Raw genomic sequence first — 23,940 nt, 5'->3', positions numbered from 1 at the left:
ACAGGTGAAGCGAGATCAGCCGATCGAGGCGGCTTTCACGTCTTCGTCGATATAGGGCAGGTACTGCTCGAAGTTGTCGGCAAACATCTGCACCAGCTTCTTGGCCTGCGCGTCATAGGCGGCCGGATCGGACCAAGTCTGGCGCGGGTCCAGCAGCTTGTCATCAACGTCGGCAACCGAGACGGGAACATCGAAGCCGAAGTTTTCGTCCTTGCGGAAGGTTGCATCGTTCAGGGAGCCTTCAAGCGCCGCAGTGAGCAGGGCGCGGGTGGCCTTGATCGGCATCCGGCTGCCGCTGCCGTACGCGCCGCCGGTCCAGCCGGTGTTGACCAGCCAGCAGGTGGCGCCGTGCTTGGCGATTTTTTCGCGCAACAGGTTGCCGTACGCCTCGGGGCGGCGCGGCATGAAGGGGGCGCCGAAGCAGGTCGAGAAGGTGGGCTCGGGTTCGGTCACGCCACGCTCGGTCCCGGCAACTTTGGAGGTGAAACCGGACAAGAAGTGGTACATCGCCTGCGCCGGGGTCAGCCGCGAGATCGGGGGCAGAACGCCAAACGCATCACATGTCAGCATGATGATATTCTTGGGGTGGCCGCCAAGGGCCGTGTCCGACGCGTTCGAGATGTATTCCAGAGGATAGGCGCAACGCATGTTTGCGGTCAGGCTGTCATCCTCGAAATCCAGTTCTTTGGTTTCTTCGTCGAAGACCATGTTCTCGATCACGGTGGCGAATTTTTTGGTGGTGGCATAGATTTCCGGCTCAGCCTCGGGGTTGAGGTTGATGGTCTTGGCATAGCAGCCGCCTTCGAAGTTGAAGGTGCCGCGATCGGACCAGCCGTGTTCGTCATCGCCGATCAGCGTGCGCGAAGGATCTGCCGACAGGGTGGTTTTGCCAGTGCCCGACAGGCCGAAGAACACGGCGGTGTCGACCGGATTTCCGGTGGCGTGGTTGGCCGAGCAGTGCATCGGCATGATGCCCTTTTCCGGCAGCAGGTAGTTCAGCAGGGTGAATACGGATTTCTTGTTCTCGCCCGCGTATTCGGTGCCACCGATCAGGATGATCTTCTTGTCGAAGTTCATCGCGATCACGGTTTCGCTGCGGCAGTCGTGTTTGGCGGGATCCGCCTGAAAGGTCGGGCAGTTGATGACGGTGAAATCCGCCAGGAACCCGTTCAGTGCGTCGCGTTCGGGGCGGCGCAGCAGGTGGCGGATGAACAGCCCGTGCCAAGCCAGTTCGGTCACCATGCGGACGTTGATCGAATGGGCCGGGTCGGCGCCGCCAACCAGATCCTGAACGTAATAGTCTTTGCCCTTCATGTGGGCCAGCATATCGGCATAGAGTGCGTCAAATCCTGCGGGCGACATGGCGGCGTTATTTTCCCACCAGATGCTGTCGACCACGCTGTCGGTTTTGACCACATGTTTGTCTTTCGGCGACCGGCCCGTAAATTTGCCGGTGGTCACAAGGAAGGCACCGCCATTCCCAAGTGTTCCTTCATCGTTTTTGAGCGCGGCTTCAACAAGCGCAGGCTCCATAAGATTGTAAAAGACATTGCCCAGACCTTCGATCCCCTGATCTTCCAGCCGGAATTGGGGGTTTACCCGTCCAAATGTCATATTGCCAAGCTCCTGTAGCCGCGAAATCTGCGGCGTTCTTATCTGCGGGGCGGGACTCCTCTCCCGCCACGATCGGGAACACACCCGATAGTCGGGGTCTTAACATGACGCTTCCATGAAGGAACAGGACGCTTTTGCGCAGTTAGCGCAACCAGTCTCAGGTTAGCGCAATCACGGCGAAATTCCTCTGACCTGAGGTCACCGAGGCTGAACAATGCGACCCAAATTAGCCATTGGTTGAGGAATTTAACGCTAAATCATTTCCGGGCGGCTCCTGATTCGCAGTTAGGGATTGATTGCAAACGCTGAAAATGACCATAATAGGGAAAAAATCAGGCAATAAGAAAATCAGGCAATAAGAGTAGTAAAAGGAATTCGCGAATGTCGAAGATCGCCCTTGTGGACGATGACAGGAATATCCTGACATCGGTGGCCATGACCCTTGAGGCAGAAGGGTTTGAGGTAGAAACGTATAACGACGGACAGTCGGCTTTGGATGCTTTCAATAAAAAGCTGCCCGATATGGCTGTTCTGGATATCAAGATGCCTCGCATGGACGGGATGGATCTGTTGCAGCGTCTGCGGCAGAAAACCCAGATGCCGGTGATTTTCCTGACCTCGAAGGATGACGAAATCGACGAGGTTCTGGGGCTGCGCATGGGCGCGGATGACTATGTGAAAAAGCCGTTTTCGCAGCGGCTTCTGGTCGAGCGTATCCGGGCGCTGCTGCGCCGTCAGGAAGCTGTGGCGACAGATGAGGTGGGCGAGACCGAAGAAACCAAGGTTATCGAGCGCGGCGAATTGCGGATGGACCCGCTGCGCCATTCGGTCAGCTGGAAGGGGAACGATGTGTCCTTGACGGTCACCGAATTTCTGCTGCTTCAAGCGCTGGCACAGCGCCCCGGTTTCGTGAAATCGCGCGATCAGCTGATGGACGTCGCCTATGATGATCAGGTTTATGTCGATGACCGCACCATCGACAGCCATATCAAGCGTTTGCGCAAGAAGATGCGCACGGCCGATACCGAATTTTCGGCGATCGAGACGCTGTATGGCATCGGATACAGATATAACGAAGAGTAATGGCTCTCGCGGAAGGGATCAGCTTGCGGGATACTGCACCAGGGCGCGACGGTGATGTCGTGTTGGGGGACGATTTTGTTGCCCCCGACAGCACCGTCGAGAAGGAGCTGCGCGTTCGGAGGGAACGGCGCGGCTTTCTGACGTTGAACCGTTCACCACTGACGCGCAAAATCATTACGTTCAATCTGATCGCGCTGAATATTCTGGTCGCAGGCGTGCTGATGCTGAATTCCTCGCGGGATTCGCTGGCGGTGGAGCGGGCGAATGCACTGGCCGCGCAAGCAGAGCTGATTGCTGATGTGTTCGAGGCGCAATTGCCGGTCGGGGCGCCCGTTAGTCTGGGCGCCGGTGACGGGCTGGACGTGGTGCGGACACTGGATGGTCTGGACCTGCGCAAAGGGGTCGAGGTGTTTGTCTTTGATCCCGCAGAAGCCCTGATTGGGGCGGGCGAAGGCAAAGGTGTTGTGCGGGCCAAGGATTCTGCCGGGCGCGGCACGACAGTGATTACTGATACGCTGACCTGGATTTGGTCCGGCCTGTCGGGGGTGCTCAACCCGCACGGGGCGGCGCAGGTGCTGCCCAGCCTTGAGGATCAGGCGCGCGCGCTGGCGGTTCGGGCCATGGCCTCGGGGGCGCAGATCGAAACCGGGCAGGCCGCTGATGGCGGAACGGTTTTCACCGTCGCGACCCCGATCATGCAGGACAATCAACCGGTGGGGGCCGTTGCCCTGACCAGTGCTGCGGGCGAGGTGGACAACCTTGTGCGCAGCGAGCGTGAGCGTGTGCTTCAGATGTTCCTGATTGCGACGCTGGTCTCGATCGGGCTGAGCCTTGTTCTGGCCTCGACCATAGCCAATCCGCTTGCGGATCTGGCCTCGGCGGCGGAGCTGGGCAGCGCCCGTGACCGCAGGCAAGCCGCGGCGGGACGGATCCGCATCCCGGATCTGACGGCCCGCCCGGATGAAATTGGCCGTCTGTCTGGCGCGTTGCGCGGTATGGTTTCGGCGCTTTATGACCGGATCGACAGCAACGAACAGTTTGCAGCGGATGTGTCGCATGAGATCAAGAATCCGCTGGCCAGCCTGCGCTCGGCCGTGGGGACGCTGCGGGTCGCCAAGCGCGATGATCAGCGCGAGAAACTGCTGGATGTGATCGACCACGATGTGCGCCGTCTGGACCGGTTGGTGTCAGATATTTCGAATGCCTCGCGGCTGGACAGCGAGCTGGTAAAGGAAGAGCAGGAATCCTTCGACCTGATGAAGATGTTGGGCAACCTGAGCGAATATCTGGGGCAGCAGGCAGGCGAGCAGGGGATTGATTTCATTACCGATCTGCCAAAAACGCCGGTCATGATCCTGGGGCTTGAGGCGCGTTTGGCACAGGTGTTTGTCAATCTGATCACCAATGCGATCAGCTTTTGCGAGGATGGCGATGCGATCCGGGTCTGGGCCCGTCGGCGGGAAAACCGCGTTCTGGTCGTGGTCGAAGATACCGGCCCCGGCATCCCCGAACAGGCGCTGACAAAAGTGTTCAAACGCTTCTATTCCGAGCGACCAGAAAGCCAGTTTGGCAATAATTCCGGTCTGGGGCTGGCGATCTCGAAGCAGATTATCGAAGCGCATGATGGGGTGATCTGGGCCGAGAATATCCGTCCGACCGATGCGGATGTTACGTCAGAACCACTGGGCGCGCGCTTTGTCGTGGGCCTGCCTGTCTGACGTGGCGACGGGCGCTGACCGTTTAATCCTACATGCCAGCAGTGTGGCGCTGAACGGGCGCGCGGTGGTGATCACCGGCGCGTCGGGCGCCGGAAAATCGGCACTGTCGTTGCAGCTTATGGCGATGGGGGCCATTCTGGTTGCGGATGATCGGACCTGTCTGTGGCGTCAGGGCGATATGTTGCTGGCCGATGCGCCGGACACGATCCGGGGGCAGATCGAGGCGCGGTTTGTCGGCATTCTTGGCGCCGAGGCCGAGGGGCCTGCCGAGGTGGCGCTGTGGGTGGATCTGGACCAAATCGAGGATCAGCGCCTGCCCGAAGTTCGGCACAAGACGGTGCTGGGCGTTTGCTGTCCCTTGGTGCACAATGTGCAGGCGCAGCATTTTCCGGCTGCGATTCTGCAATTTCTGAAGGTGGGGCGACAGAGCTGACCGATGACAGACAGCATGAGCCAACAGCCACCGCGACGCCGCATCGTTCTGGTGACGGGGCCGTCGGGGGCAGGGCGAACAACCGCGATCCGGACGCTTGAGGATCTGGGATATGAGGCGATTGATAACCTGCCTTTGTCCTTGTTGCCGCGCCTGTTGGACGGGCCGCCGCTTTCGCGGGATCTGGTGCTGGGGCTGGATGTGCGCAACCGGGATTTTTCGGTCAATGCGCTGATTGAAACCCTGGACCGGTTGCAGGGGATGCCGGGGATCGTGCCGGATCTGCTTTATCTGGACTGCCGCCGCGATGTTTTGCTGCGGCGGTTTTCCGAAACGCGGCGGCGGCATCCTTTGGCCCCGGCGGAAGACCCCGAGCAGGGGATCAGGCGCGAATGTGACCTGCTGGTGCCGATTCTGGCGCGTGCCGATATGCTGATCGACAGTTCGGACCTGACCCCGCACGAGTTGCGCGCGGAATTGCAGCGGTTGTTCGCCAGCGAGACCGGGCCGCGGCTGGCGGTGTCGGTCAACTCGTTTTCCTATAAGCGCGGGCTGCCGCGCGGCATGGATATGGTGCTGGACTGCCGATTTTTGCGCAACCCATATTGGGAGCCTGCGCTGCGCGGGATGGATGGGCGCGCGGGGAAAGTGGCAACCTATGTGGCCGAAGATGCGCGGTTTGCGGCGTTCTTTGACAAGGTGCTGGACCTGACGCAGATGCTGCTGCCTGCCTATTTGGAGGAGGGCAAAGCGCATTTCGCAATCGGCTTTGGGTGTACCGGAGGGCAACACAGATCGGTCGCAATAACAGAAAAGCTGTCGCAGGCCCTTGCGGAGGACGGCTGGCAGGTGTCAACTAGACATCGCGAACTGGAGCGAAAACAAAGCTCTGCCCCCGCCGTGATTGCGGCAAACAGCGACTTGTGAGCAAAGGAAGGCAAGCGTGATCGGTATCGTCATCGTCGCGCATGGAGGCTTGGCCAAGGAATATTTGGCCGCGATCGAACATGTGGTTGGGGCGCAAAGCGGTATCCGGGCGATTTCGATCGAAGCCGAACACGACCGCAGCCTGAAACAAAGAGAGATTTGCGAGGCCGCCGATGCGGTGGATCAGGGCCAGGGCGTGGTCGTGGTCACGGATATGTTCGGCGGATCGCCGTCAAACCTGTCATTGTTGGCGTGCCAGCCATCTGGGCGGCGCATTTTGTACGGCGCGAACCTGCCGATGCTGATCAAGCTGGCCAAGAGCCGCCATCTTGGTGTAGCAGATGCGGTTCGTGCTGCGATGGAAGCAGGGCGGAAGTATATTGACAGCCAGAACATATCAAAAGCTTAGAAAACATGCCTGAGACCACGCACCGCACATTGAAGATCATCAACGTAAAGGGGCTTCATGCCCGCGCTTCGGCCAAGCTGGTCGAGGTGGTCGAGGGGTTTGACGCCAGCGCCGAAGTTTCGCGCGATGGCATGAGCGCCTCGGGTGACAGCATCATGGGGCTTTTGATGTTGGCAGCGTCAAAAGGAACTACTATTGAGGTCCAGACCTCGGGCGCGGATGCCGGGGCTTTGGCGGATGCGCTTGAAGCCTTGGTAGCGGACCGGTTCGGGGAAGAGATGTAGGCGCGCGCGCGCCAAGGTAAGAATGGTGCGGCCCAAGTGGTAGACAGCTCTCAGAATGAACAACAGGGGCAGGGCCCGCAGGTGGTGAACTATACCACCTACGACCGCCGCAGCCTGACCTATGCCAGCACCTTTGACAGCCGTTTGAAAACGCTGGCGATCAAAGCCGTGGAATGGTTCACGGGAAAACTGACAATCCTGCGCATGATCCGCCGGTTCGAGAAGCAGGGCGCGCCCGAGGGGCAGGCGTTCTGGCGGGCCGCGCTGGATGTGATGGGCATTCCGTTGATGACCCCGCAGTCGCAGATCGACCGTATTCCCGAAACCGGCCCGGTCGTGGTGGTCGCCAACCACCCGCACGGCATGGTGGATGGCATGATCCTGGCGGATCTGATCGGGCGGCGGCGCGATGACTATAAGATCCTGACGCGGGCCGTGCTGACCGGAATTGACGAGGTTGCTACGTCCTACATGATCTCGGTGCCATTCCCGCATGAGGAAGACGCACAGCGCAAGAGCGTTGAGATGCGGGCACAGGCGATGACGCATTTGAAAAGCGGCGGGGTGATCAGTGTCTTCCCGTCAGGCGTTGTGGCAGCATCGGAGACGATGTTCGGCCCCGCGATTGAGGCCGAGTGGAACGTGTTCACAGCGCAGATGATCCGCCGGTCCGGTGCGAAAGTGGTCCCGATCTTCTTTCCGGGGGCCAATTCGCGCTGGTATCACATGGCCAACCGGGTTTCGGCGACATTGCGACAGGGGCTGTTGCTGCACGAAATCGTGCACAGCTGCAATCGCCCGCAGGCGCCGATCGTTGGCGACCCACTGACCGAGGCGCAGATGGAGCGGCTGACGAGTGACCCGCGCGGCTTCATGGCCTGGTTGCGGGATCACACGCTGGCGCTGAAGGACTGATCAGCGCGTCGGCACTGGCACGTCGCCGCGATAATCATAAAACCCGCGTTTGGTCTTGCGGCCCAGCCATCCGGCCTCGACATATTTGGTCAGCAGCGGGCAGGGGCGGTATTTGGTGTCGGCCAGCCCGTCGTGCAGCACGTGCATGATCGCCAGACAGGTATCCAGCCCGATGAAATCAGCCAGTTCCAGCGGTCCCATCGGGTGATTTGCGCCCAGTTTCATCGACTCGTCGATGGATTTCACGTTCCCGACGCCTTCATAGAGCGTGTAAACAGCCTCGTTGATCATCGGCACAAGGATGCGGTTGACGATGAAGGCGGGGAAATCCTCGGCCGAGGCGGCGGTTTTGCCCAAGCGATCCACCACGGCGTGGCAGGCTTTGTAGGTTTCCTCGTTGGTGGCAATGCCGCGGATCAGCTCGACCAACTGCATTACCGGCACGGGGTTCATGAAATGGAAGCCCATGAAACGCTCGGGCCGGTCGGTGCGGCTGGCCAAGCGGGTAATTGAGATCGAGGAGGTGTTCGAGGTCAGGATCGTATGCGGTTGCAGGTGCGGCAGAAGCTCGTCGAAGATCGCCTGTTTGACGGTTTCGCGCTCGGTCGCGGCTTCGATCACCAGATCGGTCTGGCCCAGATCGGTGAGGGTCAGCGTGGTGGAGATGCGCGCCATCGCCTCATCCTTGGCGTCTTGGCTGATCTTGTCGCGGCTGACCTGCCGGTCAAGGTTGCGACCGATCAGGGCAACGGCCGCGTCCAGCGCGTCCTGGCTGATATCGGTCATCACGACGTTATAGCCCGCAAGCGCCATGACGTGTGCAATGCCGTTGCCCATCTGGCCCGCGCCAACAACGCCAATTTTCTGAATGTCCATGCGCCTGTCCCTTTGTGCTTTGCGAAAATCATATGCGCGGCGCGGGTCCAGCCGCAAGGGTGGGCAGTGGTTAAAACTTAGCATGAATTTGCAAATTAGGAGTTTTTCAAGACCTTCAGGCGAATCTGGGTCCGGGTGAGTATAACATTGGTGGGAGCCATGACATTTGAACACGCCGGGGCGGGGGCCCTGGACTATCTGCCGTGCCAATATGGCACGTCAAAATTGGTATTTCGCGGACCGGGGCGACATCTGGATCGGGACTATGCCTTGTTTATTGGTGGGACAGAGACCTATGGGAAGTTTATCCCCAGGCCGTTCCCGTCCCTTGTCGAGGAGATGACGGGCATACCAAGTATCAATTTTGGATGTGTAAACGCGGGCATCGACGCGTTCGCCCAAGATGCCACGGTGATTGCCCGTGCCAGACGGGCGCGAGTGATCGTGTTGCAGGTGATGGGGGCGCAATATGTGTCGAACTGTTTTTATTCGGTGCATCCGCGGCGCAACGATCGTTTCATTACCGCACATGAACCGTTGCGCAGGCTTTTCCCGTCTGTAGATTTCACCGAGTTCAACTTTATTGGCCATGTCCTGAGCGCGCTTGAACGCCGCTCGCCGCGCCGGTTTGATCTGGTGGTGCGGGCGTTGCAAAAAACATGGTCACACCGGATGGCAACGATCCTGCATCATATGGCGCGCCCCGCGGTTTTGTTGTGGCTGGAGGAGGGGCCGGATCATGCGCATGGTTTTGTGACACCGGCGATGATGAGCGAGTTGCGGCCGATAGCAGCGGCGATGATTCAGGTGCGCTGTGAAGAAGCGGCAGCGCAGGATAACGGAGGCATGGTATTTACGCCGTTCGAGGCCACAGCCGCTGTCGGGTTGCCCAATGCCGCGACACATTTGCGCGTGGCGCAGGATCTTTCAGCTGTCATTAATGATCTGTCTGCGCGGGGTGCCCTGAAGCGTTAAAGGGGTGGGCAAAACACGATATGGTTGAATGACGTAACGTCAGGCTCAGGGGGATTTAGCGCAGGCTGTTGTTTTTCCATTTGTTTTCGACGCACGGGGGGGCGATACAGAAGTGGACCGCATCCTTCGGTTGTCGGGAAATGAGTATGATAAGAGTATTGTATGATCCAGATCGGATCGCTGTAGCCCGCCTGACCGGGCGCGCATACGGACGTAGCTATGAGCCTTGGCTTGTGCAGGCTCTGCGCGAGGCCAATGACATCGCCGTGGAGCTGGTTCTGGAGCATGACGGGGCGGTTGTTGGCCATATCTGCTTTGCCGTTCATCCGATGCCGCAAGGGTGGTGGAGCCTGTGCACTGTTGCGGTTGATCCCGAGATGCAGGGTCACGGATTTGGCAGCGACCTTGTGCGCAGTGGGCTGGAAGCCGCGCGACAGGCAGACGTTCTGGCGATCACGGTGCTGGGCCACGCGCAATACTATCGCCGGTTCGGGTTCACCCGCGCGGCGGCGTCAAACCTGACCACGCCATTTTCAGACGAAAATACGCTGGTCTATCCGATCAGGCCCGACAATGCTGGGCTCAGCGGCGCATTGCTTTATCCAGAGGCGTTTTCCCGCCTCTGAGGATCGGGGCAGGGGTTTTGTCATGCAGGATTTACCCTTATCTGGGGAAGATGCGATTCCTTCTGGCCTTTCTTCTTCTGATCCCCGGCGTGGTCCGGGCCGACTGCGTCGTGCTGTTGCACGGGCTGGCACGCACCGAAACGTCCTTTTTGCTGCTGGAGCAGGTCTTTCGGGCGCATGGGTATGATGTGGTGCGGCCGGGGTATGCGTCGACCGAGGAAACGATCGCCAATCTGGCGCTGAATGTCTTGCCCGGTGCGATTGAGCGATGCGGTGATCAAACGACCCATTTCGTGACCCACTCGATGGGGGGCATTCTGCTGCGGTATTGGCTGGTGGCGCATCGGCCGACGCAACTGGGGCGGGTTGTGATGCTGTCGCCGCCCAATGGTGGATCCGAAATTGTGGATGTGCTGGGCGATCTGGAAGCATTCAGCTGGCTGAACGGACCGGCGGGGCAGCAATTGCGGACGGGGCAGGCGGGGCTGCCCGCGCATCTGCCGCCAGTAGATTTTGATCTTGGGGTGATCGCGGGCAATCGTTCGCTCAACCCTGCGTTTTCCGCGATGATTGGCGGGCCGGATGATGGCAAGGTCTCGGTTGCCTCGACCCGGGTTGAGGGGATGCGCGACCATATCATCTTGCCGGTGACCCACACATTCATGATGAACAATCCGCTGGTGATCGCGCAGGCGTTGCGGTTTCTGGAAACCGGAGCCTTTGATCCGGCGATGACATGGGGCGAGGCGTTGATGCTGCTGCCGGAATACGAATGAGCGCGCTGTCGCTGACCCTGACAGGGGCGCAGGTGCTGGGGCCGGGTGGGCTGAAACAAGGCGATCTGTGTCTGAGCGCGGGAAAGATAGTGGGGCAGGCTGTGGGGCGCCGCGTCGACCTGAGCGGTTGCACGGTTCTGCCAGGGATCGTGGACATCCACGGTGACGGGTTCGAGCGGCATCTGGCGCCGCGTCGCGGGGCGATGCGTGATCTGAACGTGGGGCTGACCTCGGTCGAGGCAGAGCTGGCGGGGAATGGGATCACGACGGCAGTGCTGGCGCAATTCTGGAGCTGGGAAGGCGGGCTGCGCGGCCCGGACTTTGCCCAGAAGTTTCTGACGGCTTTGGAGGGGTACCGCAGCGGCGGAACTGACATGCGGGCACAGCTGCGGTTCGAGACCCACATGCTGGAGGATTACGCGGCATTTGAAGCAGCGGTTGCGGCGTTTGGTGTGGAATATGTGGTGTTCAACGACCACCTGCCACACGCGGCGTTGGCCAAGGGCAAGCGCCCCCCGCGTCTGACGGGGCAAGCGCTGAAAAGCGGGCGCAACCCAGAGGTCTATCTGGCGCAGATACAGAAAATGCATGCCCGCAGCGCTGACGTGCCCGAAGCGGTCGCAGCACTGGCTGCGCGGCTGTCGGCGCGGGGCGTGCGATTGGGCAGCCATGACGATGCGACGGCGGAGGGCCGACTGACGTGGCGCGCGCGCGGAGTGGCATTGTCGGAGTTCCCTGAAACGCAGGAGGCGGCCGCGGCGGCGCGGGCGGGTGGTGACAGCGTGATCATGGGCGCGCCAAACGTGATGCGGGGCGGGTCACATTCCGGCAATGTCAGCGCGGCTGATCTTGTGCAGGCAGGGCTGTGTGATGCGCTGGCATCCGATTACTATTACCCTGCGCCCCGAATGGCGGCGCTGCAATTGGCGGACAGGATCGGAGTGGCGCAGGCGTGGCGGCTGGTCTCAGAGGGGCCTGCGCGCCTGTTGGGGCTGGACGATCGCGGTGTATTGGCGCCGGGCAAGCGCGCTGATTTGATTGTACTGGATGGCGCCGGGCGTTTGGGCGCGACGCTGGCGGGGGGCTGTGCGACCTATCTGAGTGGCGAGGTTGCCGCACGGCTCTTGTCGTAAGCGCCCACAGAGAGTTTGGGACGCTCCGCGGGGAGTATTTGGGTCAGAAAGAAGCCTGAGCGGTGTGAGGCTCAGGCTTTGATCCGGTTGATATGGCCCATTTTGCGACCCGGCTTGACCTTGGCCTTGCCATAGAGGTGCAGCGCGGTGTTGGGTTCCTGCGCAAGGTCGGGCACGCGGTCCATATCGTCGCCAATGAGGTTTTCCATCACCACGTCGGAATGGCGTTTGCCATCGCCCAGCGGCCAGCCAGCCACGGCGCGGATGTGTTGTTCGAACTGGTCGACCGCGCAGCCATTTTGGGTCCAATGACCGGAATTATGTACGCGCGGGGCGATTTCGTTGACGATTAGACCGGTTGGAGTGACGAACAGTTCGACCCCCATGGTGCCGACATATTTAAGCGCGTTGAGGATTTTGGCGGTCAGCAGGACCGCATCCATCCGCTGACTGGCAGTCAGGCGGGCGGGCACGGTGGTGGTGTGCAGGATACCGTCGCGGTGGACATTTTCGCCGGGATCGAAGCAGGAGACCTGCCCATCGAGGCTGCGGGTGCCAATGACAGAGACTTCGTGCGTGAAGTCAATGAAGCCTTCGTAGAGGGCGGGGGCCTCGGCCATGTCTGTGAGGGCCTGTTGCGCGTCGTCGGCAGATTTGAGGCGGGATTGCCCTTTGCCATCATAGCCGAAGCGGCGGGTTTTCAGGATCGCGGGGGTGCCGATTTCCTCGATAGCCTCGGCCAGATCCACCTCGTCGTCGACGGCGGCGAAGGGGGCGGTTTGCAACCCCAGATCGGTCAGGAAGGCCTTTTCGATCAGGCGGTCCTGTGAGACGGCCAGCGCGCGGCGGCCGGGGCGGATCGGGCGCAGCGGATCGAGGAGGTCGAGCGCCGAGGTCGGGATGTTTTCAAATTCGTAGGTGATCACATCGACGGTAGCAGCAAAGGCGCGCAGGGCGGCTTCGTCGTCATAAGATGCGGTGGTGACGGCATGGGCGACATCGGCGGCGGGCGGATTGGCGCCGGGTTCAAAGATGTGGGTTTTGAAGCCAAGCCGGGACGCCGCGACAGAGAGCATCCGCCCCAATTGGCCGCCGCCCAGAATGCCGATGGTTGCGCCGGTTTTGAGAGGATCAGTCATCGGTGGGTTCATCCGGGATGGAGGCCGAGAGGGCTGCGCGCCAGGCATCAAGCCGGGCGGCGATGGCGGGATCGGCGATGGCGAGGATGCCAGCGGCCATGAGGCCCGCGTTGGCCGCCCCGGCCGAGCCGATGGCCATGGTGGCGACCGGAAAGCCCTTGGGCATTTGCAGAATGGAATACAGACTGTCGACACCCGACAAGGCGCGGGTCTGCACCGGGACGCCGATCACCGGCACGCGGGTTTTTGAGGCCATCATGCCCGGCAGGTGCGCGGCACCGCCGGCGCCTGCGATGATCACGTGCAGGCCACGCTCGACCGCGGTTTTGCCATAGGCCCACAGGCGGTCCGGTGTGCGGTGCGCCGAGACGATCTTGGCCTCGTATGGAATTTGCAGTTCATCCAGAATGGCGGCGGCTTCTTTCATCGTGGGCCAGTCGGATTGGCTGCCCATGATGATGCCGACTTTTACCTGTGTCATCTCAAACCCCGCAGATTGGAGCGCGCACTATAGCCAAGGCAGGGGGTTACGCAATGATATCCGGCGTCAGGCGGTCTTCGATCTGGGCGATCATGTCCTTCAGGCGCAGCTTTTTCTTCTTAAGCCGTTGAATCGTCAGCTGATCACCGGTGCCACGCGCGACCAGAGCTGCAATCGCCTCGTCCAGATCGCGGTGTTCACGGCGGAAAACCTCTAGCTCGATCCGCAGAACATCGTCGGTCTTCATTGCAATGTCTGTGGGTGCGTTCATGTTGGGTGATTCCGTTTTTCTGCCTGACTTTTAAGATACTGAAAACCAAGCGTTTCGCAAAGCCCTTGCACCCGGGCGGTGCTGTGCCCATATTTCAAAGGGTGGGTTGCCGATGCGGGACCTGCGCAAACTGGACTGTCGCTTGATGATGAGGACGTGTCGATGACAAAACTTACCTTGGGGTCGCACCCCTATTTGCTGGGGTTTGACCAGTTGGAACGGCTGCTGGAGCGCAATGCGAAATCCGGCAATGAAGGGTATCCGCCGTTCAATATCGAACAGACCTCGGCCAATTCCTATCGGATCACGTTAGCTGTGGCCGGATTTGCTGAAGAGGATCTGGCGATTACGGTCGAGGACCGTCAGTTGGTGATTCGCGGTCGTCAGAACGATGACGCCGAGGGGCGCGTATTCCTGCATCGCGGGATCGCGGCACGGCAGTTTCAGCGCTCGTTCGTGTTGGCTGATGGCGTTGAGGTAGGCGAAGCTGTCATGGAGAATGGTCTGCTGCATGTCGATCTGACGCGCGCGCAGCCGGAAACCGTGGTGCAGACAATCATGATCAGGAAAGGGTGAAGGCATGGATGTGAAATATGATTTTGGCGATGAAGGCGAAAACCCCATCGTTTATGTCCGGCCGGTGAAAGTTGTGGATCTGCCTGAAGAAATTCGAGAGCAGGCTGAGGGTGCCGACACGCTTTACGCTGTGCACAGTGCCGAAGGTGAGCGGCTGGCGCTGGTCAAGGACCGGAAGATGGCCTTTTTGCTGGCACGCCAGAATGATCTGGCCCCTGTAACCGTTCACTAACCAAGTTGCGGTGGTCGGTGCGGTTGGAATGCGGCACGACTTGACTGGTGTAGAAATTGAAAACGCCGCCCCTCTGATAGGGACGGCGTTTTTTAATGCGGCATTGGGCGCGGGTGCTTAATCCGCGATCAGGCCCAAGCTTTCCAGCTTCAGAAGAACCTGATGGGCGCAGTTGTCGACGTCTGTGCCTTCGGTCTCGATCCGCAATTCGGGTGACACGGGCACGTCGTATGGGTCAGAGATGCCAGTGAACTCCTTGATCTTGCCTTCGCGCGCCAGCTTGTAGAGGCCCTTGCGGTCGCGCTTTTCGCATTCCTCGATCGAGGTGGCGACGTGCACTTCGATGAAGGCACCGAATTGTTCGACATCCTCGCGCACCGCGCGACGCGTCGTGGCGTAGGGCGCGATTGGGGCACAGATGGCGATGCCGCCGTTTTTGGTGATCTCGGACGCGACATAACCGATGCGGCGGATGTTCAGGTCGCGGTGCTCTTTCGAGAAGCCCAGCTCGGAGCTGAGGTTTTTCCGCACGATGTCGCCATCAAGAAGCGTCACCGGGCGCCCGCCCATTTCCATCAGTTTGACCATCAGCGCGTTGGCGATGGTCGATTTTCCTGAGCCGGAGAAGCCGGTGAAAAAGACGGTGAAGCCTTGTTTGGCCCGCGGCGGTCTGGTCTTGCGCAGCTCGGTCACCACCTCGGGGAAGGAGAACCACTCGGGGATTTCCAGACCTTCGGCCAGACGGCGGCGCAGCTCGGTGCCCGAGATGTTGAGGACGGTTACGCCTTCTTCGATCTCGTCTGCGGGTTCGTATTGTGCACGCTCGGCGACCCAAACCATATGTTTGAAGTCGACCATTTCGATGCCCATTTCCTCTTGATGGGCGGCGAACAGTTCCTGCGCGTCATAGGGGCCATAGAAATCTTCGCCAGCCGAGTTCTTACCGGGGCCGGCGTGGTCGCGGCCAACGATGAAGTGGGTGCAGCCGTGGTTGGCGCGGATCAGGCCGTGCCAGACCGCTTCACGCGGGCCAGCCATACGCATGGCCAAGTTCAGCAGCGACATGGTGGTGGTGGCCGCCGGATATTTGTCCAGAACCGCCTCGTAGCAGCGCACGCGGGTGAAGTGATCGACATCGCCGGGTTTTGTCAGACCAACGACGGGATGGATCAGCAGGTTTGCCTGCGCTTCTTTGGCGGCGCGGAAGGTCAGTTCCTGATGCGCACGGTGCAGCGGGTTCCGGGTCTGGAAAGCGACAACCTTGCGCCAGCCCAGCTTGCGGAAATAGGCGCGCAATTCATTCGGGGTGTCGCGGCGACCGCGAAAATCATAGTGAACGGGCTGCTGAATTCCGGTCACGGGACCGCCGAGATAGATCTTTCCGGCCTGGTTATGCAGATAGTTGACGGCCGGATGGGCGTCGTCATCAGCGCCAAACACCTTTTCCGCTTCACGAGCCTTGTTCGGCTCCCAGCGATCGGTGACGGTCATGGTGGCGAGGATCACGCCTTCCTGGTCGCGCAGCGCAATATCCTGCCCCAGTTCGAGAGTTTCGGCGAATTTCTCAGACACATCCAAGTTGATCGGAATCGGCCACAGTGCGCCGTCTGCTGTACGCATGTTTTCGACAACGCCGTCGTAGTCTTCTTCGCTCAGGAAGCCCTTGAGCGGGTTGAAACCGCCATTCATCAAGAGTTCCAGATCACAAATCTGGCGAGGGGTCAGATCCCAACTGATGAGGTTTGCGGCCTCAATCTTCAATTTCTGGGCTGACTCGTAAGATACATAAAGCTCCGAAATCGGAGCAAGATTGGACGTATACATCTGGATAACTCTCGGTATGCAATTTCAGTCGCACGCGGTGCAGGGGAACACATTACGCAAGCGGACCTAGACCTTGTAGCGGTCCGTTTTCAAGACATCATTCCGAGATCGGCGAAAAACGGGTAAAAGTGCCGCCTATTTGCCAAAAATGGGACGTTTATACCGCATTTTCGGCAATAAAGCGTTCAGCGTCCAGCGCCGCCATACACCCCATTCCGGCTGAGGTTACAGCCTGCCGATATTTGTGATCCGTCAGGTCGCCTGCGGCGAAAATGCCGGGAATCGAGGTTTCGGTGCTGCCCGGTTTGACGGTGACATAGCCGCCATTGTGCAGCTCAAGCACATCCTTGACCAATTCGTTGGCAGGCGCGTGGCCAATGGCGACAAATACGCCCTTGCAGGGGATCTCGGTGATTTCGCCGGTTTTCACATGCTTCACACGCACGGCGGTGACGCCTTTGGGGTTATCTTCGCCCACAACTTCGTCAAGCTGATGGAACCACAACGGTTCAATCTTGGGATTCTTCATCAACCGATCGATCAGGATTTTTTCTGCGCGCAATTCGTCGCGACGATGGATCAGTGTGACCTTTGAGGCGAAGTTGGTCAGGAACAGCGCCTCTTCGACGGCCGTATTGCCGCCACCGATGACCACGATTTCCTGACCGCGATAGAAAAAGCCATCGCAGGTAGCGCAGGCCGATACGCCGAAGCCCTTATAGGCGTCTTCCGAGGGCAGCCCCAGCCACTTGGCGCGCGCGCCCGTCGCCAGAATAACAGCATCGGCCGTATAGATCGTGCCGCTATCGCCAATTGCGGTAAAGGGGCGCGCCGTGGTGTCCAGCGACATGATGATATCGCCGATGATTTCGCAGCCCATCGCCTTGGCGTGCGCCTCCATCTGGATCATGAGGTCGGGGCCCTGAACTTCGGTCAGGCCGGGCCAGTTTTCTACTTCGGTCGTGGTGGTCAGCTGCCCGCCCGGCTCGATCCCCTGCACCAGAATGGGCGAGAGCATCGCTCGGCTGGCATAGACCCCAGCGGTATAGCCCGCAGGCCCAGAGCCGATGATCAGTACCGATGTGTGACGTGTCTCGGCCATGGGGGCCCCCTTCGTTTGCGATTTTTTGAACCGTAAATTCATATAGTCGCCAGTGGAACCGGGGGGAAGGGCTTGGGTGAGAAATCGGAAAAACAGCACAAATGCGAATATTCCGCAATGATCTTGCGCCAAGGGGAAAGAATCTTGCGCGGGCAGCTCTGGGTGGTATAAGAAACTGTTCCACAGGAGGACCACGATGCCCACAACGCGGCTTGATCCCATTGATCGCAAAATACTAGCTGAGTTGCAGGCAGATGGTCGGATGACCAACGTGGAACTGGCCAAGCGCGTTGGCATTTCTGCCCCGCCCTGTCTGCGGCGTGTGCGCACGCTGGAAGAGGCCGGTTTCATCCGCGGGTATCATGCCGATGTCGATGCGCGCGAACTGGGGTTCGAGGTTCAAGTCTATGCCATGGTTGGGCTGCAAAGTCAGGCAGAGGCGGATCTGAGCGCGTTCGAGACCCTGTGCCGGAACTGGCCGCTGGTGCGCGAGTGCCACATGCTGAACGGCGAGGTGGATTTCATCCTCAAATGCGTGGCGCCTGATCTGAGCACTTTTCAGAGCTTTCTGACCTCGCAATTGCTGACCGCGCACAATGTGGCCTCGGTCAAGACCAGTTTGGTGATTCGGGGCGCCAAGGACGAACCCGGCGTACCGTTCGAGGTGCTGGAAGAGCGGCTCAGCCGTATGGCCTGATCAGTTGGTTTGATCCTGCGGAAAGGGCTGAACTGCGTGTTTCGCGGGTTACACCAACGAAAGCTGTCCACGTTGCAAGGACCGGCTGTGGAGATAGGCCATGGTGCCAAAATCCTGAAGGCTCTGGATATGCGGGAACAGCGACAGGAATAATTTGAGCATATTTGGCCCCAGTAGTTCGGCAAAGCCTTCGCCGGGATGATAGCTTTCCATGCGCAGTCCGCCGACAAAGATGGTCGCGTGGCGAGGCAGGCACAGGTGATGAACCTGTACGGGCATCGGCGGCGTGATTTGGAAAACCCCATCACCATCGACAACATTGCTGACCGGGGTCAGTTCATCCTGATCCGGCTCGCCGCCGGGCACATGCCGCAACAAGCGTGCGCCGGGGCCGATCATCAGGTCTGATATCGGCCTGCCGATCCCGAAGGTATCAGGCATGATTCGCGTCAGGCGGGTCTGTTCAGGCGTGTCCACGGGCGCGTTCGGGATGATCTGCATCGAGCCCAGCCATTGCAGCGGTTGCGGGCCGAACTCGTGTGTTTCAATCATCATGCCAGGGTCCAGATCCTCGACCGCGCAGGGGCCGTCGGTGGTCCGGATCAGGGTGCCGCGCGCAAAAGCCGAGAAGGCCGATTCGAAAGTCGCATTCGCTGGCGCGACGAAGTTCTGCCATTCGGTGCGACCGCTCGACCCAAGATAGGTCACGTCATAGCGGCGCATCAGCGCTGGCTTTCGCGGGGTATGGTGGGTCGTGGGGCGCTGTGTGCGCGTGGTCGAAAATTGTTCGTTCCGAAAGCCGGTCAGGGGCGGGATACTCGTCATGCACGTCACCTATTGTGTGCGTCACATCCGCGTCGGCCCCCACCGACAACGACAGAAGGACATTAAAAATTCCATCTGAAGAAGGTACACAATGGGAAAAATCTGCATGAGTTGTCAAAAAAACCGGGGTATTGGCGGCAAATAGGACGGGAAACGTCGGGCTGAGATCGCTTTGTTGCTGATCCGAGAACGCGGTCGCCACATTCTGATTCGGTTCGCTGGAGCGATACGCAGAATCAGTAAGAGCCGCCCCGGGGATCGGTGCGGCTCCTGAGACTGATTAAAAGGGCACTCTGAAATACTTTGAGACCTTGCGGTCAAAACTCAATATGCGGGCTTCATGCGGTGCGCAGTTTGCCCGGCTTCGCAGCAGCTTTGTTCAGACGGCGGTTGCCGCGGGCCCAAGGCAGGGCGGGCATTTCGGCTTTGGAGGTTTCGATTGCCGATTTCATCCAGCGTTTCTGTTTTTGCATCGTGCTGCTCCTTCTGAATCTGACGGCGTCTTTTGCGCCGGGTTGGGAAACAATATGAGCTTCCAATGCGGCTTTGTTTTGGCAAGGGCAGGGAATAATCGGGCAAATACGGTGGGCTTTCCCGACAGCCACAGCCATAGGTGGAAATGCGTCAATCGTTTGGAATCAATGAATAAACAGATGTAGCGAGGGCGCTTTTGATCCGAACTGTGCGGCATTCGGTCGGGAATGGGGCAAACAAATGGCGCGGGGGCGCCGTTACAGGCGGATAACCGAGATCAGACGCCCATAATCAGCTTCGCCTTCATGGGTGGTCCGGCGGTAGGAATAGAACCGATCCGGGTCGCTGTAGGTGCAGTGGCGGGTCCATTGCGCCAGTCCCACGCCAGCGCGGCGCAAGCGGTGCAGGCCGTAGGCGGGCAGGTCGAACAACATCCGGTCGCCACGCCCGTTCGAGAAAAACTTTGTATTATCAACATCATCAGCGATGAAATCGTCAAGAAACTCGGGCCCGACCTCATAGGCGCGCTGACTGATCGAGGGGCCGATGACGGCGGTGATGTTTTCAGGTTTGGCCCCCAGCGCCTGCATCGCGTCAAGCGTGGCTTCCAGCACGCCCTCAAGCGCTCCGCGCCAGCCCGCATGGGCGGCACCGATCACGCGGGCGGTGCTGTCGGCGAATAAAACCGGCTGGCAATCTGCGGTCAGAATCGACAGGGCGACCCCCGGCGTGGCCGTGACAAGGGCGTCGGCTTTGGGTCGGTATTGCGTCGGTATTTCGACTGTATGAACGTCGGTGGAATGCACCTGATGCACGCCGACCATCTGTTCGACCGGCAGACCCATCGCCGCCGCAACGCGCGCGCGGTTGATGGCGACAATCTCGGATTGGTCCGACGACCCTTGCCCGCAGTTCAGCCCCTGAAACACGCCGGAGGAGGCGCCGCCCTTGCGGGTGAAAAATCCGTGGCGGATGCCGTTCAGGCTGTCAGAAGTCAGAATTTCCAAAGTCATGGTGCAAATCCGGGAGGCGGGGTCGCGCCTTTGGGGAAGAGCGCGAGGGTTTTGAAGAGCGTCCCCATTTCCTCGGGGTGCGTCAAGCGCCGATGTGCGGCGATCAGGCTGTCGCGCGCGGCACCGCTGAGCCGGTCGGCAAGGGTTTGCGCACGGGCGGTGATGCCGAGCCGTTCCAGAAACAGGCCCTGCGGCGTCAGGCGGCTGTAGGCCGAGGGGGTGGCAAGGGCCAGCGCCTCGAAGTCGACATGCGCGGTCAGGTCGGATTGGCCGGGGGCGCTGAGCGGATCGACCGGTTCATGCGCGCGCAGCGCTTGCAGGGTGTCGCCTTGCGAGCGCCAGTCGCCATAGTCGATGATCAGGGCGGCGCCGCCGCGGGTCTGAATGCAGTGGCCCAGAGCGGCCGCCATGGCCGGGGCGGCGGTGCAGATCTCGACCAGATCACCGGTGGCGGTGTCGGCAAGGCGGTGGGCCAGCGCGGGTTGTGGTGCCACGCCACCAAGGGCGAAGTGCAGGTCGTTGCCCTGAGCGGTGATGCGGCGTTCGCGCCAGCCATCGCCGTCGCGCTGAAATTGCCGGATCGGCAGGGCGTCGAAAAATTCGTTGGCGACGAAGAACAGCGGCAGGTCGGGCAGCTCGTCGATCTGGTCGATCCAATTGGCATCGGCGCGGCCCAGCACGGTCAGCTGGCGCGCGCGCAGCAGTGGCGAGGCCTCGATCAGATAGATCCGCATGGCGGCGTGAAAGCCGGGCACATTCCGGGTGGCGCGCAGGATGTCATCCATAAGGGTGCCGCGGCCCGGCCCCGCCTCGGCCAGAGCGAAGGGGGCGGGGGCGCCCTGATCAAGCCAGCTTTGCGCCAGCGCCAGCCCCACAAGTTCGCCGAACATCTGGCTGATTTCAGGCGCGGTGGTGAAGTCGCCCATCGCGCCAAATGGATCGCGGGTAGTGTAATAGCCCAGCGTCGGGTGCAGCAGGCACTCGGTCATATAGTCGGCGACGCTGAGCGGGCCGGTGGCCGCGATCCGCGCCAGAAGGTGCTGCCGCATCGCCGTCATGCGCGTGCACGCGTTTGCGCATACCTGCGCGCATAAAGCACGATTGCCAGCCCGAGCAGGATCATCGGCAGCGACAGCAGTTGTCCCATGGTGACGCCCGCAGGGCCAAGGTGCACGACATAGCCCATCGGGTTGTCGAGGCTGATGAACTGATCATCGGCCTGTCTGAAAAACTCGACGATAAAACGGGCGATGCCATAGCCGATGACGAAAAGGCCCATCACCTGACCGGGTATTTTCAACGCGCCGCGGCGGAAGGCCAGCCAGAGCAGCAGCAGGCCAAGAACGAGGCCTTCGAGGGCGGCTTCGTAGAGTTGCGAGGGGTGGCGGGCGCACAGGCCAATCACGCCTTCGCAGGTTTGGGCCGACGCGCCGGGAAAGGCCACACCCCACGGCAGGGTTGTGGGGCGTCCCCACAGTTCGGCGTTGATGAAGTTGGCGATACGGCCCAGCATCAGCCCGGTGGGCACCGCCAGCGCCAGCGCGTCACCTGCCGACAGGCGCGGGATTTTGTGGCGCGCCGTGAACACCAGCGCCACCAGCACCACGCCGAGAAAGCCGCCGTGGAACGACATGCCGCCCTGCCAAACCATCGGAATCTCGGTCGGATTGCGTAAATAGTAGCCGGGTTTATAGAACAGCACAAAGCCAAGGCGCCCGCCGAGGATGATGCCGAGGATGACCCAGCTGAGCAGATCCTCGACCTGAGCCGGGGTCATGGGGGCGCGATCATTCGGCCACAGGTTTGGGCGTTTGACCGCTGCGACGACGATGCGCCAGCCGATCAGGATGCCCGCGATATAGGCCAGCGCGTACCAGCGCAGGGCGAACTCGAACCCGAATAGGGGAATCGAGAAGATCTCGGGGGAAATGTCGGGGAAGGGGATCATGGCCTGCATGTGCGTCTGTGTGCCTCTGGCAATGGGGGCAAGTCAACCTTGTGGCGGACCGGTTTGCACCCCATATAGGAATCGACTGTAACGGTGGAGACCCACATGCAAACCCGTAACAAATTTTTCGACGACATGTCACATCTGATGACCAATGCGATGGGCGTGGCCCAAGGCGCCAAAGACGAGGCGGAAACCGCGATGAAGGGTTGGATTGACCGCTGGGTCGCCGACCGTGATTTCGTCACGCGCGAGGAATTCGACGCCGTTCGCGCCATGGCGCAGAAGGCGCGTGAGGAAAACGAGGCACTGAAAGCGCGGATCGAGCTGCTGGAGCAGGCCGCGAAGTAACGGGTTTTGAACGTTCATACGCTTCAATGCCCAGCCGCGCCGCCTGTTTTGGGCGGCCCGGCTGATCTGACCTGCGGTTAGCGCCAGTCGAAGAAGCCTTCGCCTGCTTGCGATAGAAGTGACTGCGCCATTTCGTGCCCAAGGGCCGGACCATCGGCGATGGGGCAGCTGCGATCCTCGTTGATCTTTTCCGACCCGTCAGGGCGCAGCACCTCGCCGCGCAGGCGCAGGGTGGTGCCATCGAGTTCGGCAAGACCGGCGATCGGTGTTTCGCACGACCCATCCAAAGCTTTCAGAAAAGATCGTTCGGCAGCAAGGCGTTGGCCGGTTTCCAAATGGTGAATTGCTTCGAGCATCGCCGCAGCACGGCTGTCATCGGCACGGCGTTCGATGCCAATGGCACCCTGCGCGACGGCGGGCAGCATCTGTTCGGGGGCGATGGCGGAGCGGGCGATGTCGGCCATGCCGAGGCGGTTGAGGCCGGCCATGGCGAGGAAGGTGGCTTGGGCCACGCCGTTTTCAAGCTTTTTCAGCCGGGTCTGCACGTTGCCACGCAACTCAACGACCTTGAGATGCGGAAAGGCGTTCAGCAGTTGCGCGCGACGGCGCAACGAGGAGCTGCCAACTTCGGCGCCTTCGGGCAGGTCGGACAGGGTTTCGACGGCCAGCGAGACAAACGCGTCGCGGACATCTTCGCGCGGCAGGTAGGTATCGAGCAGCAGGCCTGCCGGCTGCGCCACCGGCATATCCTTCATCGAATGCACGGCGAGGTCGATGTCGCCCGACAGCATTGCGTCTTCGATTTCCTTTGTAAACAAGCCCTTGCCGCCGATTTCTTTCAGCGGGCGATCCAGCACCCTGTCGCCTGTCGTCTTGATGACAACGATCTCGAACGCCTGTTCGGGCAGATCAAAAGCAGTAGAAAGCCGGGCACGGGTCTCATAGGCTTGCGCCAGTGCAAGCGGGGAACCACGGGTGCCGATCTTCAGCGGGGAGGCGGGGCTGGGCAAGGTCAAAGTCATGCGCCAAGCTCTAGCCATGGTGCGGTGATCTGACAAGCACCCATGCGGATTGCGGGGCGGGACAGATTGCCCCGCCGGGGCCGAATCGCCACGAAAGCCCAGGTTAACAAGGGCTGCGGCCCAAAATTGGCGATATGATCGACATGCACAGATCATGCACATCGGATGCAGACGGTGCGCGCGGTTTTTCCAGATTAACAAAGCGGGCGTTGCCGC

28 protein-coding genes are annotated in these 23,940 nt (G+C 60.4%); 15 read left to right on the top strand and 13 right to left on the bottom strand.

Going from position 1 to position 23,940, the window contains the following annotated elements; genetic code table 11:
• Positions 1-15: 15 nt before the first annotated feature.
• Entirely contained in the window at positions 16-1,614 is a 1,599-nt protein-coding gene (locus BSF79_RS03925) for a phosphoenolpyruvate carboxykinase (RefSeq protein WP_090268481.1), read from the bottom strand.
• Positions 1,615-1,995: 381 nt separating this feature from the next.
• Here BSF79_RS03925 and BSF79_RS03920 point away from each other — a divergent pair, with 381 nt between their 5' ends.
• From BSF79_RS03920 to BSF79_RS03890, 7 genes are all read left to right on the top strand, one after another.
• Positions 1,996-2,697, top strand: coding sequence for a response regulator transcription factor (locus BSF79_RS03920; protein WP_090268478.1), 702 nt, complete (start codon positions 1,996-1,998; stop codon positions 2,695-2,697).
• Positions 2,697-4,415 (top strand): sensor histidine kinase, encoded by a 1,719-nt coding sequence (locus BSF79_RS03915; protein ID WP_090268476.1) that lies wholly within the window; start codon positions 2,697-2,699, stop codon positions 4,413-4,415. Before BSF79_RS03920 ends, BSF79_RS03915 begins: the two co-directional genes overlap by 1 nt.
• Positions 4,357-4,848 (top strand): HPr kinase/phosphorylase, encoded by a 492-nt coding sequence (locus BSF79_RS03910; RefSeq protein ID WP_245776309.1) that lies wholly within the window; start codon positions 4,357-4,359, stop codon positions 4,846-4,848. Before BSF79_RS03915 ends, BSF79_RS03910 begins: the two co-directional genes overlap by 59 nt.
• 15 nt (positions 4,849-4,863) lie before the next feature.
• Complete coding sequence (rapZ, locus tag BSF79_RS03905; RefSeq protein WP_090268718.1) at positions 4,864-5,775, top strand: RNase adapter RapZ; 912 nt, start codon at positions 4,864-4,866, stop codon at positions 5,773-5,775.
• A 16-nt stretch (positions 5,776-5,791) separates the two neighbouring features.
• Positions 5,792-6,184, top strand: coding sequence for a PTS sugar transporter subunit IIA (locus BSF79_RS03900; RefSeq protein ID WP_090268474.1), 393 nt, complete (start codon positions 5,792-5,794; stop codon positions 6,182-6,184).
• A gap of 5 nt (positions 6,185-6,189) precedes the next feature.
• Positions 6,190-6,468, top strand: coding sequence for an HPr family phosphocarrier protein (locus BSF79_RS03895; RefSeq protein ID WP_090268472.1), 279 nt, complete (start codon positions 6,190-6,192; stop codon positions 6,466-6,468).
• Positions 6,469-6,552: 84 nt separating this feature from the next.
• Positions 6,553-7,383, top strand: a complete 831-nt coding sequence (locus BSF79_RS03890) for a lysophospholipid acyltransferase family protein (RefSeq protein WP_090268717.1) — start codon at positions 6,553-6,555, stop codon at positions 7,381-7,383.
• On the opposite strand, the gene BSF79_RS03885 is transcribed toward BSF79_RS03890, so the two are convergent.
• On the bottom strand, positions 7,384-8,259 hold the full coding sequence (locus tag BSF79_RS03885; protein WP_090268470.1) for a 3-hydroxybutyryl-CoA dehydrogenase: 876 nt from the start codon (positions 8,257-8,259) through the stop codon (positions 7,384-7,386).
• Between the two features lie 159 nt (positions 8,260-8,418).
• Here BSF79_RS03885 and BSF79_RS03880 point away from each other — a divergent pair, with 159 nt between their 5' ends.
• The 4 genes from BSF79_RS03880 (at position 8,419) to BSF79_RS03865 (ending at position 11,769) form a co-directional block, all read left to right on the top strand.
• Positions 8,419-9,234: a DUF6473 family protein gene (locus BSF79_RS03880; protein ID WP_090268468.1), complete on the top strand. Its 816-nt coding sequence runs from the start codon at positions 8,419-8,421 to the stop codon at positions 9,232-9,234.
• Between the two features lie 146 nt (positions 9,235-9,380).
• Positions 9,381-9,860 (top strand): GNAT family N-acetyltransferase, encoded by a 480-nt coding sequence (locus tag BSF79_RS03875; RefSeq protein WP_175545249.1) that lies wholly within the window; start codon positions 9,381-9,383, stop codon positions 9,858-9,860.
• Positions 9,861-9,910: 50 nt separating this feature from the next.
• Entirely contained in the window at positions 9,911-10,636 is a 726-nt protein-coding gene (locus BSF79_RS03870) for a lipase family protein (RefSeq protein WP_090268465.1), read from the top strand.
• Positions 10,633-11,769, top strand: coding sequence for an alpha-D-ribose 1-methylphosphonate 5-triphosphate diphosphatase (locus tag BSF79_RS03865; protein ID WP_090268463.1), 1,137 nt, complete (start codon positions 10,633-10,635; stop codon positions 11,767-11,769). Before BSF79_RS03870 ends, BSF79_RS03865 begins: the two co-directional genes overlap by 4 nt.
• Positions 11,770-11,840: 71 nt before the next feature.
• Here BSF79_RS03865 and BSF79_RS03860 read toward each other — a convergent pair whose 3' ends face one another.
• The 3 genes from BSF79_RS03860 to BSF79_RS03850 are packed head-to-tail and all read right to left on the bottom strand — an operon-like array spanning position 11,841 to position 13,660.
• Entirely contained in the window at positions 11,841-12,908 is a 1,068-nt protein-coding gene (locus BSF79_RS03860; protein ID WP_090268716.1) for a 5-(carboxyamino)imidazole ribonucleotide synthase, read from the bottom strand.
• Positions 12,901-13,389, bottom strand: coding sequence for a 5-(carboxyamino)imidazole ribonucleotide mutase (purE, locus tag BSF79_RS03855; RefSeq protein ID WP_090268461.1), 489 nt, complete (start codon positions 13,387-13,389; stop codon positions 12,901-12,903). The genes BSF79_RS03860 and purE overlap by 8 nt, the downstream gene beginning before the upstream one ends.
• A gap of 46 nt (positions 13,390-13,435) precedes the next feature.
• Positions 13,436-13,660, bottom strand: coding sequence for a YdcH family protein (locus tag BSF79_RS03850; protein WP_090268460.1), 225 nt, complete (start codon positions 13,658-13,660; stop codon positions 13,436-13,438).
• Positions 13,661-13,822: 162 nt separating this feature from the next.
• Here BSF79_RS03850 and BSF79_RS03845 point away from each other — a divergent pair, with 162 nt between their 5' ends.
• Both BSF79_RS03845 and BSF79_RS03840 read left to right on the top strand, forming a co-directional pair.
• A complete protein-coding gene (locus BSF79_RS03845) occupies positions 13,823-14,236 on the top strand; it encodes an Hsp20 family protein (RefSeq protein ID WP_090268715.1) in 414 nt (137 codons plus the stop codon).
• A gap of 4 nt (positions 14,237-14,240) precedes the next feature.
• Positions 14,241-14,468, top strand: coding sequence for a DUF1150 family protein (locus BSF79_RS03840; protein WP_090268459.1), 228 nt, complete (start codon positions 14,241-14,243; stop codon positions 14,466-14,468).
• 117 nt (positions 14,469-14,585) lie between these two features.
• Here BSF79_RS03840 and BSF79_RS03835 read toward each other — a convergent pair whose 3' ends face one another.
• Both BSF79_RS03835 and trxB read right to left on the bottom strand, forming a co-directional pair.
• On the bottom strand, positions 14,586-16,292 hold the full coding sequence (locus BSF79_RS03835) for a bifunctional sulfate adenylyltransferase/adenylylsulfate kinase (RefSeq protein WP_090268458.1): 1,707 nt from the start codon (positions 16,290-16,292) through the stop codon (positions 14,586-14,588).
• Between the two features lie 157 nt (positions 16,293-16,449).
• On the bottom strand, positions 16,450-17,394 hold the full coding sequence (gene trxB / locus BSF79_RS03830; RefSeq protein ID WP_090268714.1) for a thioredoxin-disulfide reductase: 945 nt from the start codon (positions 17,392-17,394) through the stop codon (positions 16,450-16,452).
• 196 nt (positions 17,395-17,590) lie between these two features.
• Here trxB and BSF79_RS03825 point away from each other — a divergent pair, with 196 nt between their 5' ends.
• Positions 17,591-18,091 carry an Lrp/AsnC family transcriptional regulator gene (locus BSF79_RS03825; protein WP_090268456.1) on the top strand — a complete coding sequence of 167 codons (501 nt, stop codon included), beginning with the start codon at positions 17,591-17,593 and terminating at the stop codon, positions 18,089-18,091.
• A 48-nt stretch (positions 18,092-18,139) separates the two neighbouring features.
• Here BSF79_RS03825 and BSF79_RS03820 read toward each other — a convergent pair whose 3' ends face one another.
• From BSF79_RS03820 to lgt, 5 genes are all read right to left on the bottom strand, one after another.
• Complete coding sequence (locus tag BSF79_RS03820) at positions 18,140-18,916, bottom strand: Hint domain-containing protein (protein WP_090268454.1); 777 nt, start codon at positions 18,914-18,916, stop codon at positions 18,140-18,142.
• A 338-nt stretch (positions 18,917-19,254) separates the two neighbouring features.
• Positions 19,255-19,389, bottom strand: a complete 135-nt coding sequence (locus BSF79_RS20195; protein WP_281248627.1) for a hypothetical protein — start codon at positions 19,387-19,389, stop codon at positions 19,255-19,257.
• A 258-nt stretch (positions 19,390-19,647) separates the two neighbouring features.
• Positions 19,648-20,403 carry a peptidoglycan editing factor PgeF gene (pgeF, locus tag BSF79_RS03815; protein WP_090268452.1) on the bottom strand — a complete coding sequence of 252 codons (756 nt, stop codon included), beginning with the start codon at positions 20,401-20,403 and terminating at the stop codon, positions 19,648-19,650.
• The gene (locus BSF79_RS03810) at positions 20,400-21,461 is read right to left on the bottom strand and encodes a class I SAM-dependent methyltransferase (protein ID WP_175545248.1); all 1,062 of its coding nucleotides are present in this window, start codon (positions 21,459-21,461) and stop codon (positions 20,400-20,402) included. Before BSF79_RS03810 ends, pgeF begins: the two co-directional genes overlap by 4 nt.
• Positions 21,458-22,360 carry a prolipoprotein diacylglyceryl transferase gene (gene lgt, locus BSF79_RS03805; protein ID WP_090268450.1) on the bottom strand — a complete coding sequence of 301 codons (903 nt, stop codon included), beginning with the start codon at positions 22,358-22,360 and terminating at the stop codon, positions 21,458-21,460. The genes BSF79_RS03810 and lgt overlap by 4 nt, the downstream gene beginning before the upstream one ends.
• Before the next feature lie 96 nt (positions 22,361-22,456).
• Between lgt and BSF79_RS03800 the strand changes: the two genes are divergently transcribed.
• Positions 22,457-22,702, top strand: coding sequence for an accessory factor UbiK family protein (locus BSF79_RS03800; RefSeq protein ID WP_090268447.1), 246 nt, complete (start codon positions 22,457-22,459; stop codon positions 22,700-22,702).
• A gap of 77 nt (positions 22,703-22,779) precedes the next feature.
• Here the strand turns inward: BSF79_RS03800 and hemC are convergent, their stop codons facing one another.
• Positions 22,780-23,724: a hydroxymethylbilane synthase gene (hemC, locus tag BSF79_RS03795; protein WP_090268446.1), complete on the bottom strand. Its 945-nt coding sequence runs from the start codon at positions 23,722-23,724 to the stop codon at positions 22,780-22,782.
• Between the last annotated feature and the right edge of the window lie 216 nt (positions 23,725-23,940).

This window comes from Thalassovita taeanensis (assembly GCF_900110775.1).
Classification (GTDB): Bacteria; Pseudomonadota; Alphaproteobacteria; order Rhodobacterales; family Rhodobacteraceae; genus Litorimicrobium; species Litorimicrobium taeanense.
This window is presented reverse-complemented; position numbering and strand designations above follow the sequence as displayed.

Coding starts and splice junctions, on each gene's coding strand:
- BSF79_RS03925 (WP_090268481.1), bottom strand. CDS start 1,614: ATGACATTTGGACGGGTAAACCCCCAATTCCGGCTGGAAGATCAGGGG.
- BSF79_RS03920 (WP_090268478.1), top strand. CDS start 1,996: ATGTCGAAGATCGCCCTTGTGGACGATGACAGGAATATCCTGACATCG.
- BSF79_RS03915 (WP_090268476.1), top strand. CDS start 2,697: ATGGCTCTCGCGGAAGGGATCAGCTTGCGGGATACTGCACCAGGGCGC.
- BSF79_RS03910 (WP_245776309.1), top strand. CDS start 4,357: ATGCGGATGTTACGTCAGAACCACTGGGCGCGCGCTTTGTCGTGGGCC.
- rapZ (WP_090268718.1), top strand. CDS start 4,864: ATGAGCCAACAGCCACCGCGACGCCGCATCGTTCTGGTGACGGGGCCG.
- BSF79_RS03895 (WP_090268472.1), top strand. CDS start 6,190: ATGCCTGAGACCACGCACCGCACATTGAAGATCATCAACGTAAAGGGG.
- BSF79_RS03885 (WP_090268470.1), bottom strand. CDS start 8,259: ATGGACATTCAGAAAATTGGCGTTGTTGGCGCGGGCCAGATGGGCAAC.
- BSF79_RS03880 (WP_090268468.1), top strand. CDS start 8,419: ATGACATTTGAACACGCCGGGGCGGGGGCCCTGGACTATCTGCCGTGC.
- BSF79_RS03875 (WP_175545249.1), top strand. CDS start 9,381: ATGATAAGAGTATTGTATGATCCAGATCGGATCGCTGTAGCCCGCCTG.
- BSF79_RS03870 (WP_090268465.1), top strand. CDS start 9,911: ATGCGATTCCTTCTGGCCTTTCTTCTTCTGATCCCCGGCGTGGTCCGG.
- BSF79_RS03865 (WP_090268463.1), top strand. CDS start 10,633: ATGAGCGCGCTGTCGCTGACCCTGACAGGGGCGCAGGTGCTGGGGCCG.
- BSF79_RS03860 (WP_090268716.1), bottom strand. CDS start 12,908: ATGACTGATCCTCTCAAAACCGGCGCAACCATCGGCATTCTGGGCGGC.
- purE (WP_090268461.1), bottom strand. CDS start 13,389: ATGACACAGGTAAAAGTCGGCATCATCATGGGCAGCCAATCCGACTGG.
- BSF79_RS03850 (WP_090268460.1), bottom strand. CDS start 13,660: ATGAACGCACCCACAGACATTGCAATGAAGACCGACGATGTTCTGCGG.
- BSF79_RS03845 (WP_090268715.1), top strand. CDS start 13,823: ATGACAAAACTTACCTTGGGGTCGCACCCCTATTTGCTGGGGTTTGAC.
- BSF79_RS03840 (WP_090268459.1), top strand. CDS start 14,241: ATGGATGTGAAATATGATTTTGGCGATGAAGGCGAAAACCCCATCGTT.
- BSF79_RS03835 (WP_090268458.1), bottom strand. CDS start 16,292: ATGTATACGTCCAATCTTGCTCCGATTTCGGAGCTTTATGTATCTTAC.
- trxB (WP_090268714.1), bottom strand. CDS start 17,394: ATGGCCGAGACACGTCACACATCGGTACTGATCATCGGCTCTGGGCCT.
- BSF79_RS03825 (WP_090268456.1), top strand. CDS start 17,591: ATGCCCACAACGCGGCTTGATCCCATTGATCGCAAAATACTAGCTGAG.
- BSF79_RS03820 (WP_090268454.1), bottom strand. CDS start 18,916: ATGACGAGTATCCCGCCCCTGACCGGCTTTCGGAACGAACAATTTTCG.
- BSF79_RS20195 (WP_281248627.1), bottom strand. CDS start 19,389: ATGCAAAAACAGAAACGCTGGATGAAATCGGCAATCGAAACCTCCAAA.
- pgeF (WP_090268452.1), bottom strand. CDS start 20,403: ATGACTTTGGAAATTCTGACTTCTGACAGCCTGAACGGCATCCGCCAC.
- BSF79_RS03810 (WP_175545248.1), bottom strand. CDS start 21,461: ATGACGGCGATGCGGCAGCACCTTCTGGCGCGGATCGCGGCCACCGGC.
- lgt (WP_090268450.1), bottom strand. CDS start 22,360: ATGCAGGCCATGATCCCCTTCCCCGACATTTCCCCCGAGATCTTCTCG.
- BSF79_RS03800 (WP_090268447.1), top strand. CDS start 22,457: ATGCAAACCCGTAACAAATTTTTCGACGACATGTCACATCTGATGACC.
- hemC (WP_090268446.1), bottom strand. CDS start 23,724: ATGACTTTGACCTTGCCCAGCCCCGCCTCCCCGCTGAAGATCGGCACC.